Below are 17,821 nucleotides of genomic sequence, written 5' to 3'. Positions count from 1 at the left end.
CTTAATTTTGTAGGTCGAAGATAGTTGTTTTATTGATTCAATTTCTGCAATAAATGATCAGCTCTTCCTTTTTTGAATATTTTATTGCTGTTTTCCAATCCTTTTCTCAGTGCTTTTTGCTCTTCCAGGGGAAGGTGGATAATGTCCTGACATTCCGGAGTACAGCAGCTTTCGTATTTCGCATTGCATTTCTCACACTGAATAAACAGCAAATGACAAGCTTCGTTTGCGCAATTGACATGAACATCTGCCGGTTCTCCGCATTGATGGCAATTTGAAACGATATCGTCTGTGATCCGTTCTCCGCGGCGTTCATCGAAGACAAAGTTTTTACCGATGAAACGATTTTCCAATCCCTTCTCCTTGCACTCGTTGGCATATTTAATGATTCCGCCTTCCAGCTGGTGCACATTCTTAAATCCGCGGTGCTTGAACCAGGCCGAAGCTTTTTCGCAGCGAATTCCCCCGGTACAATACATAACAATATTCTTATCCTCGTTTCCTTTCAAATAAGCATCTTCAATGATCGGCAGGGATTCGCGAAAGGTATCTACGTCGGGAAGAATTGCACCTTTGAAATGGCCTACTTCGTGTTCGTAGTGATTTCTAAAGTCAATCAAAATGGTATTCGGATCCTGGGTCAATTCATTGAACTCCTCTGCTTTCAAATGCTTTCCGATATCGGTTACGTCGAAAGATTCATCACTTAAACCATCTGCCAGGATCTTATTCCGAACTTTCACTTTCAACTTCAGGAACGGGAATTCTGCTCCTTCTTCCTCTACAGCGATGTTTAATCGTACACCATCCAGGAAATCGATGGAGTAAAGATCCGAACGAAAATCATTCAGTCGATTGGTTGGAACAGAGATCTGTGCATTGATCCCTTCGTGGGCTACATAAATACGACCGACAACCTGAAGATTGTTCAATAACTGATAGAGGTAATCTCTGAAAATTTGAGGATTGGCAATTTTTGCATACTTATAGAATGAGATGGTCGCAAATTCATGACCGGCCTCGCGCAATTTTTGCTCTAATTCCTCCTTACTAAATGTGTTCCACAGTTGCATGCTATGTTTGTTTTTTGTAAAAAGTGATGCAAAGGTAAAAAAAAGACTTGAGACGAAAGACACAAGACTTGAGACAGCATACCTTTTACAAAAAACTCCAAACACCTTTCGATATTTGGAGTTTTGAATTTTAAACTTAAGTCCTAAATTATTCAGACAAGTAAGTCGTACCTAACACACACTATTAACAGAAAAAAAACACTGTTCACAGATACATACGACCGAAATTGAATTTTGGATTTTTAGGGGATAATTCCTAATTCCTCCTAATTAAAAAAAATAACCAATTCATAATTTTCATTCTCTTAAATAAGAAACATAATACTGATGAAAGAAAATATTATTCAAAAGAAAAGTTTCGATTTCGCCGTGGATATCATTGAAACATACCAAGCATTGGTTTCAGAGAAAAAGGAATTTGTTCTTTCTAAACAACTTTTGCGTTCCGGAACATTGATCGGTGCAAATCTCTCAGAGGCCCTCCGAGGTCAATCGACTAAAGATTTCATTCACAAACTTCAGATTTCCAGAAAGGAGACAAATGAAACACTCTATTGGTTAAGCTTACTTCGAAAAACACATTATTTAAAACATGACATTGCAACAAAACTAATTTCGCAATGCGAAGAGTTATTGAAAATCTTGACTTCCATTATTAAATCGATTGAAAATAAAATGGATGCTCCTAAATAAAATAATTCGTAATAATTAAGTTTTCCGCTTCTGCTTTTTAGCTGCAGGAAATAGAATATTATTCAGGATCAAACGGTAGCCCGGTGAATTCGGATGGAGATTCAAATCTGTTGGCGGGTCTCCGACTTTGTGCTGAAAATCTTCCGGATCATGTCCCCCGTAGAAAGTCCAGGTTCCCTGCCCTAATTCACCATGAATATATCGCGCTGTGTTTAATGCTTTATTTTCACCCATGACCAATACATTCGACTTGATCAGATCGCGTCTGAAATCGGTTGTTTGTCCCATGAATCCGTCAATTACGTCTGTGTGACACTGGGTCAGCATAGCCGGTACAATATCCCATTTGGCAGAGAAATCAAACAGGGTGAATTTGTCCTGGTTTTCGGGCAAACGATGCAAATCGGTTCCGTCAATATTGGAATATTCGTATACCATCGGATCCTGCACAAGTATAAAGTCCTTGAATGCAAAGGTCATGTTATAATCCAGTTTGTTCTGACAATTCGGGTCTCTTGCATCACCATCGAACATCCGTTCACAAATATCCGTTTCATGAGCTGAAAGCGCAATATCAAAACTATCCGTTCCGCTGCACATGGTAAACAGGAATCCGCCGCCCATTACAAAATTCCGGAGATTATTGGCTACGGCTAATTTTAACTGCGAAACTTTCGCAAAGCCCAAATTGGATGCATCTTTTTCTGCATCTGCAACCTGATTGATGTACCAGGATTCCCGGTGGAAAGAGGCGTAGAATTTACCGTATTGACCTGTGAAATCTTCGTGATGCAAATGCAGCCAGTCGTATTTGGGTAAAACTCCCATAACAATGGCAGAATCGTAAATCTTATCGTATGGAATTTCGGCATAATCCAGGACCATGGTCACAGCATCATCCCAGGGCAAAGCGCTGTTGGGCGTGTAGACTGCAATTTTCGGAGCTTTTTCCAGTTGTACAATTTCCATGTTGACTTCCGGATTGGCTATTTCAGTTCGAATGGCATTTACCTGTCCGTCGGCTACAATTTCATAGCTTACTCCGCGAATAATCAATTCTTCTTCGATTGTCCGCAAATGCGGAAATAGAAAAGAGCCGCCACGGTAATTCAGCAGCCACTCCATCACCACTCCATTTTCAAGCACCCAGAAAGAAACACCGTAAGCCTTCAAATGATTGCTCTGTTTCTCGTCCATCGGCACAAGAATGGAAGAGGCTGAAACGCTTTTAACAACGATCAAAAATGCGATTGCAAGTAAAAATCTCATACTCTTTTGTGATAGACACTAAAATTAATTCAAAAAGTAAACTAACGATGATTTACAACATAAATTGTGAAGTGATTCAGAATGGCGTTTCATCAGGACCGTTGAAATCTTCATCCGGCACATTATTCATGTTACTTCCTAATGTAATTGTTCGCGGAGATTCGTCGAAACCTCTGTTCATGGACATCCCGGCGCTCATCGCATTCGGGTTAAAATCATTTCCGGGAGCACTGTTGTACTGATCCTCCATATTTTCGAAACGCGCATATTTTCCAACGAAACGCAGGCGGACATTTTCCAATCCACCGTTCCGGTGTTTTGCAATGATAATTTCTCCGACACCTTCATTGGAAGATCCGTCTTCTGCAGTAGTAATTCCGTAATATTCCGGACGATATAAGAATCCTACGATATCGGCATCCTGCTCAATCGCTCCCGATTCACGTAAGTCGGAAAGCACCGGTTTTTTATCTCCTCCCCGGGTTTCAACCGAACGAGAAAGCTGGGAAAGAGCGATAATCGGGATATTTAATTCTTTGGCAATTTCTTTGATGGAACGCGAAATGGTTGAAATTTCCTGCTCGCGATTCCCATTTCCTTTTCCACCACCTGCAGACATTAACTGCAAATAATCGATGATCACCATTTGAATGTCGTATTGCATTTTCAATCGACGGCATTTTGCACGCAAATCGAACACACTCAAACCAGGCGTGTCATCGATATAGATCGGTGCTTCGGCTAACTTCGTAACCCGGCTGTATAACTGTTGGAATTCGTATTCTTCCAGTTTTCCTTTTCTTAATTTTTCCGCTGAAATCTGACTTTCTGCCGAGATCAAACGTTTAACCAGCTGAACGGAAGACATCTCCAGGGAGAAAACCGCTACACCCATATTGAAATCAACAGCTGTATTTCTGGCCATGGACAATACGAAAGCAGTTTTACCCATCGCCGGACGCGCCGCAATTACGATCATATCCGAACGCTGCCAGCCGGAAGTCAATTCGTCGAGCTTTCTGAATCCGGTAGGAACCCCAGACAGTCCGTCGCTGTTCTTAGCTGCCTGCTCAATTTCCTTTATTGCCTCGCTCACCACGATATTCATGGTTGAGACGGATTTTTTCATGTTGTTTTCAGCAATCCCGAACAAAGCACCTTCTGCTTTTGTGAGCAATTCAAATACATCAGATGTTTCATCGTATGCATCTCTGAGTGTTTCGGAACACATGCGGATAATCTCGCGCTGAATGTGTTTTTGAGAAATAATCCTAGCGTGATATTCGATATGTGCAACAGAGCCGACACGCTGAGTCAGGGAAGATAAATAAACAACACCTCCGCAAGCTTCCAGCTCACCGCGTTGTTTTAATTTTTCGGCAACCGTTAATAAATCAATCGGATTGGAAGTTCCGAATAATTCTCTGATCGCCCCGTAGATATAAGTATGTTTCGGGTCGTAAAAGCTTTCCGCCGATAACATATCAATGGTATCAGTCACGGCATTTTTATCCAGCATCATCGCTCCGAGAACAGCCTGTTCGACGTCAATTGCCTGAGGTGGTATTTTCCCCATTTCATTTGCAAGCGGTAAAATAGTATTCTTGGTACGAGCTCCTACCCTACGGGAATTGTTTGCTTGTTGTTCTTCCATGGGGCAAAGATACAGAATCAAAACTTGCCTTTTGAATGAAACTTCAAGAATTAGTTACCACAAGTTAATGAACACGTTATGAACAAAAAAAGACCTTCCATAAAAATGAAAGGCCTTTCCAAATCAATCGTTCAACCACTAGAATCTATAACCCAATGTTAGTTGAAGCCACTGATTTTTATAGCGTGGAGTGGATGAGGAACCATCGCCATGGTTCGTTTGAAAGTCCCATCCAGCTCTCGGAGACACCACAAAATGATTGACGTTTACATCGAAACCGACCACGGCACCCAACGTATTGCGGCGTAGATTTTCATTGTCATAATCCCTGAACTCAGTTTCCGAATAAGTTCCAGATCTGAAATTATCTTCCTGGCTTAATAAAAAAGCATACTGAGGTCCTGCAACAATCGAAAGAGCAGGAAATGGTTTAAAGGTAAATAACAGTGGTACCTCCAGGTAATTGGTTGTTCGACTAAAAGAGTATTCCTCTCCCAGAAAAACTCCCGAGCCCTGGAATCCTTTTTGAGCAAAGAGCAGCTCCGGTTGAACCCCTAAAAACTTACCTATTGGAATGTGTAAAAAGGCCCCACCGACAAACCCGGCTTTTCCGTTGGCCTCAAAATCATTATCGTTTTCGTCCCAAACATTGGAATAATTCGCCCCGGCTTTAATTCCCAGTTTTAAATTATTTCTGAAATCTTCCTGCGCATTCAAATTCATCCCGAATATTGAAATACATGCTATAAGCATTGCTGTAAACTTTTTCATGTTTCAATAGTTTGATCGTTTGAAACACCAAAGTCCAATTTCATACCCCAGCCTGTTTTTTGACTCTTAAAAAAACTTAAAAGCTAAGTAAAACAAGGACTACAGAAGACTTTATGAAAAAGTGAATCACATGCCAAAGCAGGAAATCCATTTCATTTTGAAAAACGGGAATTCATTTTGGAAGTATGATTTGCTATACTAAAACCAAACTGTCAGATTCGTTATTAATAAGCTGCTCCAATTCGTTTCCTGATTGTTTTGATCGATAAACATTTTCCTGTCTGAATAGAAATATTTTCCTTCCAGACGGAAAAAAGCGTTGTCACCGACTTTCAGATTAAAACACAACCCTGCACTATAAGTATCAAATCCTTTTACAGAGGTAATCGGAATAACATGAACGGATTTTAGATCATTATAATACTCGACTCTACCAGCCAATGAAATAGCTTTGGTAAACTGGTAAGCAGCTATCACATTAGCTTGCCACCAAATGGCTTGTGATTTAATCCCCAGAGAATCTTTTTTATCCTGTGCGCCAATATACGCACATGAAGTCATTGAAAATTTCTTTGTGGAATTATAAATTAAATAAACATCTGTGAAATAGCGTGTGCGATTATCCGGTGTTAACTTGGATGACTCATCACCAACATACGTATCCCAATTAATCAATACAGTCTTTGAAGGCCGATACTCAATCTGAGTCCCAACAGAAAGCGGATTATTAACGTCGCTTATTACCTGCCAGCCATTGAGAATATATCCGTATACTTTAATCTTATTTCCGATCGGTGCGCTCACTTTTACACCAGTCAAATAATAGGGCACATATTCCGGTGCAAATGAACGTGTGTACATCAAGTGATCTTTGGAAATAGCTGTTTCATTGGTAAATGGAGATCCAAGGATTCCGGCATCAAGCCACATATCTCTTTTCTTTGAAAGGCGAACTCCTACGTTTGCTTCAATCAGGTTTTTCAAACTGCCTTTTTCATTCGCATAGTTAGCATTGACATAAGTTCCGAATCCAGGAACCAATCTCCCGCGTACACGTTTATTGATGTATTGCAATTCAACGTAAGCCAAATTGATATTGATCTCATTATGGCGAGAAGATGATACGCAATAGGGTCTGTCAGAAGTTTCAGGTTGATTGAAATCGAAGCCATAATAAGCATCGACCAAACCACCAATCTTTATTTTTCCGACCTCCAATGAATCATAATTAGCGGTCATCCCGGTATTGGCAACCTGACTAAATAAATGACCATTTATCATCAAAAAAACAGGCACTAAGTATTTCATGATTTTTATGAATTACGTGTTTGAGTTTAACAACTTATACAAAGTACCCGATTCGATTTTAATTATTAAGTTTTACAAGCTCAACTCCAAACCAACCGGACAATGGTCCGATCCCATAATCTCATTGTGAATAGTTGCCGCTTTCAACTTCGGAACAAATGCTTCGGAAACCAGGAAATAATCAATTCTCCAGCCGATATTCTTCCCTCTTGCTCCTGCTCGGTAACTCCACCAGGAATATTTGATCTCATCCCCATTCAATACACGCCAGGAATCAACCAATCCGCTACCAATGAACGCATCCATACCGTCTATTTCTTCCTGCATATACCCTGCAGATTTGTTGTAGTTTGCTTTTGGTCGTGCCAAATCGATTGCTTTATGAGCCACGTTGAAATCTCCGCAGACAATGACCGGTTTTTTCGCTTCCAATGCTTTTAAGTAACGCAGGAAATCCGCGTCCCATGCCTGACGATAAGGCAAGCGAAGCAATTCACTCCCGGAATTGGGAACGTAAACCGTGATCAGGTAAAACTGGTCGTATTCGGCGCAGATAACCCTTCCCTCGTCATCGTGTTCGGGAATCCCCATATCGTAAACAACTGAAATCGGTTCTGTCTTTGAAATAATTGCGGTTCCCGAATATCCTTTCTTGCCTGCTTCATTTGCATAGACAAACGGATAACCCAAAGGATTCACCGTTTCCAGCACCTGCTCTACAGATGCTTTTGTTTCCTGCAAACAAATTACATCAGCCTGCATCTCCTGCATGTCAGAAATAAAAGATTTTCCAGCGATTGCGCGAATTCCGTTAACGTTAAAAGAAAGAAGTTTCATAGAGTGAATTTGGAAGTAAAAATAGAAAATTGTTTGATGTGAGCTTTCATAATAATATAAGCAAAAAAAAATTAACCACCCTTCTAGGGTTATAACCCTAGAACAAATTTTCCCGGTTCAAAACGATGTATTTCCTAACATTTCACCACTCTCTTTTGCCAGCTTCCAAATTGACATTATTTTTACAGCATGAAAGGATTTGATCAGCAAACGCTTCACGATTTAGAATTTAACCAAATCAGGGAATGGTTGGCTGCATTCAGTATTGGCCCAACTGCTCAAAGCAGATTGGAAAACCTGGAGCCAAACAACGATTTTGATGCGATCGAATTTGAGTTGCTCCGGCTAAATGAATTCAAAAGTATCCGGGTAGAAGGCGAATCTTTCCCCGCGCTAGACTTTGAAGAATTACAAGCTGAGATCAAATTACTTCCTATTCACAATGCAGTTCTGCAGCAGGAAGGTTTTGTGCGCATTACACGCGCTTCAGAGCTCGTCAATCACATGCTGCATTTCTTTGACAAACGCTCACAGGACTACCCGAACCTCTTTGCAATTCTCAATAATGTTCATTTTACACGTGAACTTATTGAAGCAATTGAAAAGGTATTTGATCGCCGGGGCCAGATTAAGGACGATGCTTCTGCTGAATTATATGCTATCCGGCAGCAGATTCTGAAACTGAGGAACCAGATCAACCGGAATTTTGACAAGGAAATGCGCAGGTATCTGAAGGAAGGACTTCTTGGCGATACAAAGGAAGCTTTTATCAATGAGCGCAGGGTTTTAACCGTACAGTCGAGCCACAAGCGGAAGATCGGTGGAATGGTTGTCGGATCTTCCAAAACCGGGAGTCTGACGTTTATCGAACCCGCAATCAATATTCCTTTAAACAATGAACTGGAAATGTCTTTGGATGATGAGCGAAAAGAAATCTTCCGCATACTCCAGGAATTAACCAGAGACATTGCACACCACTTACCTTTAATCGAAGCTTACCAGGTCTTGCTCACGGAGTTTGATTTTATCAATGCAAAAACAAAATTAGCTCTTGACCTGAATGCCAATCTCCCGGGAATTGTAAGAAATACCAGAATAGAACTGATCGATGCTTTCCACCCGATTCTGTGGAAAACGAATAAAGCTCTTGGAAAAACAACCCTTCCTCAAAGTCTGATCCTGGACGCAAACAGCCGCATGCTCGTTATTTCAGGTCCGAATGCCGGCGGTAAATCAATTACCTTAAAAACAATCGGTTTATTGCAGCTTATGCTTCAGGCCGGTTTATTGATACCTGTTCACGAAAACAGCAAGTTTTGCTTCTTTCAGCAAATTCTAACCGATATCGGGGATAATCAATCCATTGAAAATGAGCTCAGCACCTATTCATACCGTTTGAAGCGGATGAAATTCTTTTTGAAGGTGGCCAACAGGAGAACCTTACTTTTACTGGACGAATTCGGAACGGGATCAGATCCTGAATTGGGTGGTGCTTTAGCCGAAGTTTTTTTCGAGGAACTATACAAACGAAAATCTTACGGTGTTATCACAACACATTATGCCAATATCAAACTTAAGGCAGACCGGTTACCAAATGCGGTGAACGGATGTATGCTTTTCAATACCGAAACACTTGAACCATTATACCGTTTTTCAATGGGGCAACCTGGAAGTTCATTTACCTTCGAGGTAGCTCAAATGAATGGGATTCCGCTCGACTTAATTGAACAGGCCAAAGGGAAATTAGATCAGAGTCGCGTAAAAATGGATCAGCTGCTCAATGAGCTGAACCGTGAAAAAATGTATCTGCAGCGTTTGAATAAAGAGCATATTGAAGCACAGGAATTGGCCAATAATGCCCGGGAGGAATTCATTGAAAAGAAACAGCGCATTGATGAACGCTTGCGTACACACCAGGATTTAGCTGAAAAGAACAACCTGTTTATCAATGCAGGTAAAAAAATGAAGTCATTTATTGACAGGTACCAGACCAGGACGCGAAAGAAGGATGCAAATAACCCTTTACTGGAAGATGTCCGCAAATACCTGATGGTGGAGAAATCCAAAATCGAAGAAGCAAAACGAAAGGTCGAACTGATTCAGGCACAGGCCAAACCTCAAAAACCGGCGGCCAAAAAACGGAAAACACAAAAACCGGAAGAAGACATTTACCAGCGTGATAAAATTGTGGTCGGTTCAACTGTAAAAATGATCGAAACCAAACAAAGCGGCACGGTTGAAGAAATTAAGGGTCATATGCTTACGGTCGTTTTCGGGTTTATGCGCTTAAAAGTGGAACGGGAGAAATTAATGTGGATTAAATAAAAAATAATGTCAACTACCAACAACTACTACTACCTCGGACAATCGGGCGTTCTGAACAGCATGCTCTTCCTTGAACGCTTTGCCTTTTATGGTTTACAAACCTTCGCTTTCAGCTACCTCATCAGTGATGCCATGAATTTGTATGGTGATGATGCCAATGAATTACTTCTGACATTTGCATCCGCTCTCTTATTTGCACGTGTTTTCGGTGGATTGATCGTGGACTTTCTGTTAGGCCCTAAGCTTTCCATCATTGTGAGTGCCGTGCTTCAAATAAGCGGGATTTTACTGTTCATGCAGAAGCAACTGGGAATGTTCTACCTGGGAATGTTTGTTTTCATCCTGGGACAGTCCTTATTCTCCCCGGCCATCTTGAAATCGATCGGAAGCGTGTATTCTGCGAAAAAAAACAAAATAGATGGCGCTGTCACTTTGAGTCTTTTTGCTATTAATCTTGGATCTTTTCTTGCTCCACGGGCATTTCATTATTTTGATCTTGCAGATACTTTTGAAAGCGGTTTCACCTCCTGCATCATCTGTTTTGTGGTTATCATCGGGCTTTGCTTCTTCATCAGGTATCCCAAAGATCAGTCTGAAGCAAATCAACTGAATCTTGAGTTTGGTAACCGGGCGAATGAACTGATCTTCCTGTCAATTTTAGGACTCTTTATTTATTGGTTGTTTGAGCAGTTGTTGGACAGGTCCATGTCGAACTTTAACTACACCGGCTTCAGATCTGATGTGAACTTGTTTGTAAATATGATTCCATCATTGATTCCGCTGACGGGTTATCTGGTTTTTGGAATCCTATGGAACCGTTTCAAATTTTCGCCACTGCTCAAAATCATTATCGGTTTTGCAATGGCCACCCTTTCAATCCTTGCGGCCATTCTTATGATGGCAAACGGACGTTCGGACAATTCAGTCTTCACTATCAGTTTTATCAGTTTAAACTTTATCGGTGAAATTTTAGTTGTCCCGATATTTTTAAGTTTAATCATCCAGTACGCACCGAAAAAATTAATGGCAACCTACTCCGGAGTTGCACTTGCATTATTCGGATTCTTATCCATGTTTATGGGAAATAAGATCTTCGACGGGATTGGTGAAGGCAACAGCCACATTGTAATAATCGTTGCAGGAATAGGTTTCTTTTTCTGCACCCTGATCGTTCTTATTTTATTCCTGCTTACCCGCAAAAAGGATGTGTCAAATAATCACCTGGACGAATTTTAAAAAAACAATGCCGCGTCCTGAAATAGATGAAATCAATTTATCAGCACGCGGCAATTTATAAAGTTAAAGCTTGTATTCACAAAACTTTAACCGGTTTATATTAAACAATCTGCAACTTTTATTGAAGCGTACACGTTTTTGTGAATCCGCTAGATTCATAATCATCACATATTCTCTTAGCGTCTTTTAACGTCGCATTCTTAATTGCTTTGTTTTCTATTATCGTGGTGTTACCCGTATCCTGATACGTACACTCACAATTGCGATCTTTCTTACAAGATGCCAGCCCCAACAATGCTATTGCTGAAACTCCCAATATTAAATTCTTCATACCAACTGCGCTTACAAAAGCGTACAAGTTTTGGTGACACTTCCTTCTGATTCATAACCATCACAAGTCTTTTTCGCATCATCCAAAGATGAATTTTTAATTGTTTTATTCTCTGTAATTGTTGTACTACTACCTGTATTTTGATAAGTACATTCACAATTATAATCTTTTTTACAAGATGCCAAGCCCAACAATGCAATTGCCGAAACTCCTAAAATTACCTTTTTCATAATACCTGTTTTTTAGTTTCTAATTCACCTCAAGATACCTCTAATAAAACAACAAAAGAATCAACATATGTTAAAAAAGGATCAGAAAGTTAAAAACTGATCGGATACAAAAAAGGAAAAAGAGCTTATTCGCCCAGACGCAGGTGGATTCCGGCTGATGAACTGAAGACAGTTTTCCGCACATTCACAGGCGGAGCACTGTCATAATAAAGGTTAAACTCAATCCGCATGTCCAATCTCTTGGTAATTGCCTGATTAACCGAATACTGTCCTGAAAACCGGAAATCGCTGAATTTATCCCATCTGGGCTGGTAATAAGTGGTACCTGAAAAACTAAATCCCGTTTTGGTGCGGATAAACCAGCTCAAGTAGGTACTCGACCGGAAATTGTCATTGATGATTCCGTCCTCGGTCAATTCCTCATATTCCCAAAAGGTAGATGTTCCAACAAAAAACCGGACGTTATTCGTATCAATAAATTTCCATCTTGGCCCTGTTCCGATTAAATACCTCACGCGCTGATTCAGCAACTGGTTGTACTGAATTTGGGTATAGGCCTCCCATTTCCATGCACTGTTGCGGATTCGCCTGGCATAGCGGAAGTGGGACATTCCCGAATTTGCGTACGTTGTTTTATTCGATGCAGTATAATTCAGATCCGAGATCAGCAAGAAATGATTTTTCCGCGTTTTATACTGCACCCTGGGACGTAAATTTCCGGAATATAGAATATCGGGTGAATTTTGGGTAACGGCAAATCCTGCGTCAAGCGCACCACTCCATCCGGAAGTATCTTCATATATGCGCCTGTTTTCAATATTGACAATCTGAGCGTTTGAACCAAAAAGACAAACAAACAGGAAGTAAAATAAAGGGATTCGTTTCATTACTTCGGTGCAATGCGATACATAAATATGGCTAAAATGCCAAAAATAAAATTAGGCAGCCAAACTGCAGCAATCGGTGGAAATCCAACCGTTGTAGCTGCTACGGTTGTTACTTTCATTGCAAAGATGTAAATGAAAACGAATAACAAACCAATTGCTATATTCACTCCGATACCACCTCGTTTCTTCCGGCTTGAAACACTTACCCCGATCAGGGTCAGAACGTATGTTGCAAATGGATAACTTGTCCGTTGATAAAGCTCTATTTCAAATGTGGGAACATTTCTGTTTCCTTTATCTTTTTCCTTTTTAATAAATTGTTTTAATTCCGAAAAAGTCATCGCTTCTGCAATATTATCGCGAATTGCCATGTCTTCAATACGATAAGGCAATATGGTGTCTTTTTTGTGCTCTTCAACTAAACGGATCTTCTGATTGATCAGCTGATCCTTAAAAGCAATGGTATCGTCATAGGATACGAGCCGCTCGAAAACATCTGTCAGGTGCCAGTTTGAAGAACCATGTGCCACGGTAGCAGTGCGGGCTTTCAAAAAATGCACCAGTCTGCTGTGATCATCATATTTCTCAATAACAAAATCGTTAATGATATTCTCCTGGGAATTATAACTGGCATAATGAATCAGCTCGTTCCCGGGAAATTCCGCATGGTAATTTTCTACCAGAAGACGGTCCCTGTAAAAAGATTCTTCAAAGTCCAAACGGACGCGGTTTGCTCTGGGTAAAACGAAATGATTCAGAATCAGCGACAGGAGCATCAGTATCGTTGCTGCGATCATATAAGGCCGGAGAATCCGGATAAATGGTCTTCCGCTGTTCAGCATCGGGATAATCTCCGCTTCCTGGGCCATCTTTGCCGTAAACCAAATCACGGAAATAAAGACGATCATGGAAGAAAAAGTATTTCCATAATACAGCAGGAAGTTAAAGTAATAATCAAAAATGATTGCGCGGAGCGGGGCCTGGTTGTCGATAAATTCAGATAGACGCTCGGCAACATCGAATACCATTGCCAAAAGCATAATGACTCCCAACATAAAAAAGAATGTTGAAAGGAACTTTCGAATGATATACCGATCTAAGATTTTAAGCATTTAAATTCTTCTTCCTAATTTTTTCACCTGCTCATCTTTCCAGGTTCTGAACGTTCCATCCAAAATCCTTCTACGCGCTTCTTTAACCAACGCCAAATAAAAGGCTAAATTGTGAATTGTCGCAATTTGGATTGCCAAATTTTCCTTTGCTTTGATCAGGTGATGTAAATATGCTTTGGTATAAACCTGGTCTACATAAGCCGTCCCATTGACATCCAGGGGAGAAAAATCCATTTTCCATTGGTGATTTTTAATGTTGATCGTTCCCTCGGAAGTAAACAACATTCCATGTCTCGCATTTCGGGATGGCATAACACAATCAAACATATCAACTCCCAGAGCTATGGATTCCAGAATATTTACCGGAGTCCCGACTCCCATCAGGTAACGCGGTTTATCTTCCGGTAAAATAGAACAAACCAAATCGGTCATGCTGTACATGTCTTCATCCGGCTCGCCCACAGATAATCCCCCGATAGCATTTCCCACCGCATTTTGTTCGGCAATAAATTCAGCCGATTCTTTTCTCAGATCCGGGTAAACACTGCCCTGTATGATCGGGAAAAGCGCCTGAGAGTATCCGTATTTCGGTTCTGTGGAATCCATTTGAGTGATACAGCGCTTCAACCAGCGGTGTGTCATATGCATCGAACGTTTTGCATAATTGTAATCACAAGGATACGGTGTGCATTCGTCGAAAGCCATGATGATATCGGCACCGATTGTGCGTTGAATATCGATAGCCCGTTCCGGTGAGAAAAAGTGATAACTTCCGTCGTGATGTGATTGAAAGCGAACACCTTCTTCGGTTATTTTCCGGCTTGTAGCCAGGGAATAAACCTGGTAACCACCGCTATCCGTCAGGATTGGCCGGTCCCAGCCGATAAACTGATGCAAACCTCCAGCCCCTCCGATCACATCCAAACCCGGACGCAAATACAAATGGAAGGTATTTCCCAAAATGATTTGTGCCTCCACATCATTGCGCAATTCGTGCTGGTGAACACCTTTTACTGTCCCTTGTGTTCCAACGGGCATAAATATCGGAGTTTCAATTGTTCCGTGGTCCGTATGAACAAGTCCTGCTCTTGCTTTCGAGTGCGGATCTGTATGCTTCAGTTCAAAGTGCATAATTGTGTTGAAAAATAAACGCTGCAAAGATAAGTGGATTTCGGAAAGAGCCCCATCTTTGTAAGCGAAGAAGACACTTTAATGAGAATTATCCCAGAATTACAGGAAACAGGCGTATTTTATATCTTTTGGATTTTTGCAGGACTATTAGCCATTCAGCTGATATACTCCGTACTTTTCTTTGGGAGACTAGCTTTTTGGAAGAACAAACCGGCATCGGGCGAATTACCGCCGGTATCGGTTGTTATTGCTGCACGCAACGAATCAGACAATTTATACGAAAACCTGCCAAAGATCCTGGACCAGGATTATCCGGCTCCGTTTGAAGTGGTAGTCATCAATAACCAATCCATGGACGATTCGAAGTACCTCCTGGATGCCTTAAGCCGCCAGTATCCGAACCTGGTTGTCATGGAAGTGGAGCGAAGCAAGCATCTGCTGCCAAGCAAGAAATTCCCCCTGACTTTAGGCATTAAAAAAGCACGTTACGAACATTTGGTACTGACGGATGCAGACTGTACACCGGCAAGTAATCTTTGGCTCCGGAAAATGGTTGAACGCTTTAGTGATAAAAAACAGATTGTTTTGGGTTACGGGCCATATACTAAAAAGAAGGGTTTCCTGAATAAGATCATCCGTTTCGATACGACTATGATCGCCGTGAACTACTTTTCCATGGCCTTGAGCAGGGCTCCTTATATGGGAGTAGGAAGAAATATGGCTTATACCAAAGAAGTTTTTAAATCAACCAACGGATTCAAATCTCACTATTCACTGATGTCGGGTGATGATGATCTGTTCATCCAGGAGGCTGCAAAGAAAAACAATTACACGATCCAGCTGGACCCTGATACATTTCAATATAGCGAAGCCAAGGAAAACTGGGAATCTTTTGTGCTTCAGAAGTCCCGGCATTACACTACATCCCCACGATACAAGGTTTTCAAGAAAGCAATGTTAGGAATATATCCGACAAGCCTGATTCTGATGATGATATCTTTTGTTCTTTTGATCTTACAAAGTGGATGGTGGATACATGCCTTGGCAGGATTTGGTTTTGTGACAGTGATAAAATGGTGGCTTTTGGGACTTTGTTTTAAGAAGTTAAAATCACCGGGATTCATTGCTCTCTTGCCCTTAACCGACTTGGCATATACTTTGATTCTTCCATTCTTTTATTATTCAGCATTGCAAAAAAATTCTTCGAAATGGAAGTAGATCATTTATCGGATAAGGCACGCATCGATTTGGTTTTGGTTGACCAGGCTAAAAATGGCGACCAGGCGGCTTATGCGCAGTTAATGGACCGGTACCGGGAATCTATCTATTTCATGATGATGAAGATGGTTCGCAACTCAGATGACGCAGACGACTTAACAATCGAGGCATTCGGAAAAGCTTTCAGCCGGCTGGAACAATACTCCCCAAGTTTTGCTTTCTCTACCTGGCTTTTTAAAATTGCCTCGAACAACTGCATTGACTTTATCCGCAAAAAAAGAATCAAATTAACTTCGATGGATACCGGTTACACCAATGAAGACGGTGAAGCTGTTGGTATTGATGCAAGATCCGATACCCGCGACCCGGAAGAACACATCATTCACAGTCAGAAAGTAAAACACATGCGCAACTTAGTGAGTAAGCTGAAACCGCGTTACCGGGAACTGATCGAAAAAAGATACTTTGAAGAATTGAGTTACGAGGAAATAGCTGACGAATTGAATCTTCCGTTGGGAACCGTTAAAGCGCAGCTGTTCAGAGCGCGTGATTTCCTGGCACAAATGATGGAGCAAACAAAAGACACTATATAACCAATTAAGGACGGAATTCATCTATTCCCGGTCAACGAGAAAAACCCCTAAAAATTCTTAAATGTAACATCTGGTCAAAAATCAATCGATAAATTAAGTTATGATTATAGCTGAAGTTTTCGATTTGAATGCCTTTCCCGAAATGGCTGATTTAGTTTACGTCTCGGTTTCGGATCCAGGAATCTCCCGTATTCGAAAAGGGGAGAGTTTTGAATATTATTACAATAATAGGAAATTAGACTCGGAGAAACAGTTACAGCGAATTAAAGCTTTAGCCATACCACCTTCCTGGGAGAACGTCTGGATTTGCAAAGATGCCAACGGACATATTCAATGTACCGGACTGGATCTCCGTGGAAGAAAACAATACCGCTATCATGCGCTATGGCAGATGTCCAGGAACGAATCGAAATTTTCGCGTTTAATCGATTTTGGAAATGCGATAAAGAAGCTTCGCAAACAAATCACCAGCGACCTGAGAAAAAAGACCTTAAGTGAAGATAAGGTAATTGCTACTGTCCTGGCACTAATGGATGAAACACACATCCGGGTTGGGAATAACCAATATGAAAAAACAAATAAATCTTACGGATTGACCACGTTAAAGGACAGACACGTGGAGATCTCGGGAGAAAAAATTCACTTTTCCTTTATAGGAAAAAAAGGAATTCATCACACCATTTCGTTACGAAACAAACGATTGGCACGTATTGTCAAACAATGTCGTGATATTCCGGGAAAAGCACTCTTTCAATATTATGATCAGGCCGGAAATCGTCATACATTGGATTCGGGAAAAGTGAATTCCTATATTCGAAAACATACTGAAGACTCGTTTACCACCAAAGATTTACGGACTTGGTCGGCAAGTGTTTGCGCACTGCAAGGTTTTCTGAATTCAGACTTCGCGGATAATGAAACTGCTCGCAAGAAAACAATGGTAGAAGTTTTGGATCTGGTTAGTGAACGACTGGGCAACACCCGAACTATCTGCAAAAAATATTATGTGCATCCGCAAATTTTAACTCTTTACGAGAGCAGTCAACTGGAAAAATACATTAAGAACATTCCGTCTCCCGATACATGGCTTGGTTCCGAAGAAAAGTTGCTATTAACCATTTTGAAAAAAACAACACAGCCTAAAAAAAAGTAG

16 protein-coding genes are annotated in these 17,821 nt (G+C 40.9%); 6 read left to right on the top strand and 10 right to left on the bottom strand.

All coding sequences use genetic code 11. The features are described 5' to 3' along the window. Positions 1 to 29 precede the first annotated feature (29 nt). Entirely contained in the window at positions 30 to 1,073 is a 1,044-nt protein-coding gene (locus tag K0S23_RS05635; RefSeq protein ID WP_300355436.1) for a rhodanese-related sulfurtransferase, read from the bottom strand. A gap of 327 nt (positions 1,074 to 1,400) precedes the next feature. Here K0S23_RS05635 and K0S23_RS05630 point away from each other — a divergent pair, with 327 nt between their 5' ends. Further along, positions 1,401 to 1,766, top strand: coding sequence for a four helix bundle protein (locus K0S23_RS05630; RefSeq protein ID WP_300355434.1), 366 nt, complete (start codon positions 1,401 to 1,403; stop codon positions 1,764 to 1,766). Positions 1,767 to 1,781: 15 nt separating this feature from the next. On the opposite strand, the gene K0S23_RS05625 is transcribed toward K0S23_RS05630, so the two are convergent. From K0S23_RS05625 to K0S23_RS05605, 5 genes are all read right to left on the bottom strand, one after another. Then, positions 1,782 to 3,035 carry an asparagine synthetase B gene (locus tag K0S23_RS05625; RefSeq protein ID WP_300355433.1) on the bottom strand — a complete coding sequence of 418 codons (1,254 nt, stop codon included), beginning with the start codon at positions 3,033 to 3,035 and terminating at the stop codon, positions 1,782 to 1,784. Positions 3,036 to 3,111: 76 nt separating this feature from the next. Continuing rightward, positions 3,112 to 4,689 carry a replicative DNA helicase gene (gene dnaB / locus K0S23_RS05620; protein WP_300355432.1) on the bottom strand — a complete coding sequence of 526 codons (1,578 nt, stop codon included), beginning with the start codon at positions 4,687 to 4,689 and terminating at the stop codon, positions 3,112 to 3,114. A gap of 138 nt (positions 4,690 to 4,827) precedes the next feature. Beyond that, positions 4,828 to 5,460: a porin family protein gene (locus K0S23_RS05615; protein ID WP_300355430.1), complete on the bottom strand. Its 633-nt coding sequence runs from the start codon at positions 5,458 to 5,460 to the stop codon at positions 4,828 to 4,830. Positions 5,461 to 5,658: 198 nt separating this feature from the next. After that, entirely contained in the window at positions 5,659 to 6,768 is a 1,110-nt protein-coding gene (locus K0S23_RS05610; protein WP_300355428.1) for an outer membrane beta-barrel protein, read from the bottom strand. Between the two features lie 72 nt (positions 6,769 to 6,840). Further along, positions 6,841 to 7,605 (bottom strand): exodeoxyribonuclease III, encoded by a 765-nt coding sequence (locus K0S23_RS05605; RefSeq protein WP_300355426.1) that lies wholly within the window; start codon positions 7,603 to 7,605, stop codon positions 6,841 to 6,843. 189 nt (positions 7,606 to 7,794) lie between these two features. Between K0S23_RS05605 and K0S23_RS05600 the strand changes: the two genes are divergently transcribed. Both K0S23_RS05600 and K0S23_RS05595 read left to right on the top strand, forming a co-directional pair. Continuing rightward, positions 7,795 to 9,930, top strand: coding sequence for a DNA mismatch repair protein MutS (locus K0S23_RS05600; RefSeq protein ID WP_300355424.1), 2,136 nt, complete (start codon positions 7,795 to 7,797; stop codon positions 9,928 to 9,930). Positions 9,931 to 9,936: 6 nt separating this feature from the next. Continuing rightward, complete coding sequence (locus tag K0S23_RS05595; protein ID WP_300355422.1) at positions 9,937 to 11,166, top strand: MFS transporter; 1,230 nt, start codon at positions 9,937 to 9,939, stop codon at positions 11,164 to 11,166. Between the two features lie 342 nt (positions 11,167 to 11,508). Here K0S23_RS05595 and K0S23_RS05590 read toward each other — a convergent pair whose 3' ends face one another. From K0S23_RS05590 to tgt, 4 genes are all read right to left on the bottom strand, one after another. Beyond that, positions 11,509 to 11,727: a hypothetical protein gene (locus K0S23_RS05590; protein ID WP_300355420.1), complete on the bottom strand. Its 219-nt coding sequence runs from the start codon at positions 11,725 to 11,727 to the stop codon at positions 11,509 to 11,511. 125 nt (positions 11,728 to 11,852) lie between these two features. Further along, on the bottom strand, positions 11,853 to 12,614 hold the full coding sequence (locus K0S23_RS05585; RefSeq protein ID WP_300355418.1) for a DUF481 domain-containing protein: 762 nt from the start codon (positions 12,612 to 12,614) through the stop codon (positions 11,853 to 11,855). After that, positions 12,614 to 13,726 carry an LptF/LptG family permease gene (locus K0S23_RS05580; RefSeq protein WP_300355416.1) on the bottom strand — a complete coding sequence of 371 codons (1,113 nt, stop codon included), beginning with the start codon at positions 13,724 to 13,726 and terminating at the stop codon, positions 12,614 to 12,616. The genes K0S23_RS05585 and K0S23_RS05580 overlap by 1 nt, the downstream gene beginning before the upstream one ends. Continuing rightward, entirely contained in the window at positions 13,727 to 14,857 is a 1,131-nt protein-coding gene (tgt, locus tag K0S23_RS05575) for a tRNA guanosine(34) transglycosylase Tgt (protein WP_300355414.1), read from the bottom strand. It abuts the gene before it with no gap. An 81-nt stretch (positions 14,858 to 14,938) separates the two neighbouring features. On the opposite strand from tgt, the gene K0S23_RS05570 reads away from it, so the two are divergent. The 3 genes from K0S23_RS05570 (at position 14,939) to K0S23_RS05560 (ending at position 17,821) form a co-directional block, all read left to right on the top strand. After that, positions 14,939 to 16,075 (top strand): glycosyltransferase, encoded by a 1,137-nt coding sequence (locus K0S23_RS05570; protein WP_300355412.1) that lies wholly within the window; start codon positions 14,939 to 14,941, stop codon positions 16,073 to 16,075. After that, positions 16,066 to 16,668: a sigma-70 family RNA polymerase sigma factor gene (locus K0S23_RS05565; RefSeq protein ID WP_300355410.1), complete on the top strand. Its 603-nt coding sequence runs from the start codon at positions 16,066 to 16,068 to the stop codon at positions 16,666 to 16,668. The genes K0S23_RS05570 and K0S23_RS05565 overlap by 10 nt, the downstream gene beginning before the upstream one ends. Before the next feature lie 100 nt (positions 16,669 to 16,768). After that, positions 16,769 to 17,821 (top strand): DNA topoisomerase IB, encoded by a 1,053-nt coding sequence (locus K0S23_RS05560; RefSeq protein WP_300355409.1) that lies wholly within the window; start codon positions 16,769 to 16,771, stop codon positions 17,819 to 17,821.

The organism is Fluviicola sp., from assembly GCF_029266855.1.
GTDB lineage: Bacteria > Bacteroidota > Bacteroidia > Flavobacteriales_D > Crocinitomicaceae > Fluviicola.
Note: the sequence above shows the minus strand (reverse complement) of the source record. Positions and strands in the feature narration are given on the sequence as shown.

Excerpts from the sequence above, each read along its gene's own strand:
- K0S23_RS05635 (WP_300355436.1), bottom strand. The coding sequence starts at position 1,073 with ATGCAACTGTGGAACACATTTAGTAAGGAGGAATTAGAGCAAAAATTG.
- K0S23_RS05630 (WP_300355434.1), top strand. The coding sequence starts at position 1,401 with ATGAAAGAAAATATTATTCAAAAGAAAAGTTTCGATTTCGCCGTGGAT.
- K0S23_RS05625 (WP_300355433.1), bottom strand. The coding sequence starts at position 3,035 with ATGAGATTTTTACTTGCAATCGCATTTTTGATCGTTGTTAAAAGCGTT.
- dnaB (WP_300355432.1), bottom strand. The coding sequence starts at position 4,689 with ATGGAAGAACAACAAGCAAACAATTCCCGTAGGGTAGGAGCTCGTACC.
- K0S23_RS05615 (WP_300355430.1), bottom strand. The coding sequence starts at position 5,460 with ATGAAAAAGTTTACAGCAATGCTTATAGCATGTATTTCAATATTCGGG.
- K0S23_RS05610 (WP_300355428.1), bottom strand. The coding sequence starts at position 6,768 with ATGAAATACTTAGTGCCTGTTTTTTTGATGATAAATGGTCATTTATTT.
- K0S23_RS05605 (WP_300355426.1), bottom strand. The coding sequence starts at position 7,605 with ATGAAACTTCTTTCTTTTAACGTTAACGGAATTCGCGCAATCGCTGGA.
- K0S23_RS05600 (WP_300355424.1), top strand. The coding sequence starts at position 7,795 with ATGAAAGGATTTGATCAGCAAACGCTTCACGATTTAGAATTTAACCAA.
- K0S23_RS05595 (WP_300355422.1), top strand. The coding sequence starts at position 9,937 with ATGTCAACTACCAACAACTACTACTACCTCGGACAATCGGGCGTTCTG.
- K0S23_RS05590 (WP_300355420.1), bottom strand. The coding sequence starts at position 11,727 with ATGAAAAAGGTAATTTTAGGAGTTTCGGCAATTGCATTGTTGGGCTTG.
- K0S23_RS05585 (WP_300355418.1), bottom strand. The coding sequence starts at position 12,614 with ATGAAACGAATCCCTTTATTTTACTTCCTGTTTGTTTGTCTTTTTGGT.
- K0S23_RS05580 (WP_300355416.1), bottom strand. The coding sequence starts at position 13,726 with ATGCTTAAAATCTTAGATCGGTATATCATTCGAAAGTTCCTTTCAACA.
- tgt (WP_300355414.1), bottom strand. The coding sequence starts at position 14,857 with ATGCACTTTGAACTGAAGCATACAGATCCGCACTCGAAAGCAAGAGCA.
- K0S23_RS05570 (WP_300355412.1), top strand. The coding sequence starts at position 14,939 with ATGAGAATTATCCCAGAATTACAGGAAACAGGCGTATTTTATATCTTT.
- K0S23_RS05565 (WP_300355410.1), top strand. The coding sequence starts at position 16,066 with ATGGAAGTAGATCATTTATCGGATAAGGCACGCATCGATTTGGTTTTG.
- K0S23_RS05560 (WP_300355409.1), top strand. The coding sequence starts at position 16,769 with ATGATTATAGCTGAAGTTTTCGATTTGAATGCCTTTCCCGAAATGGCT.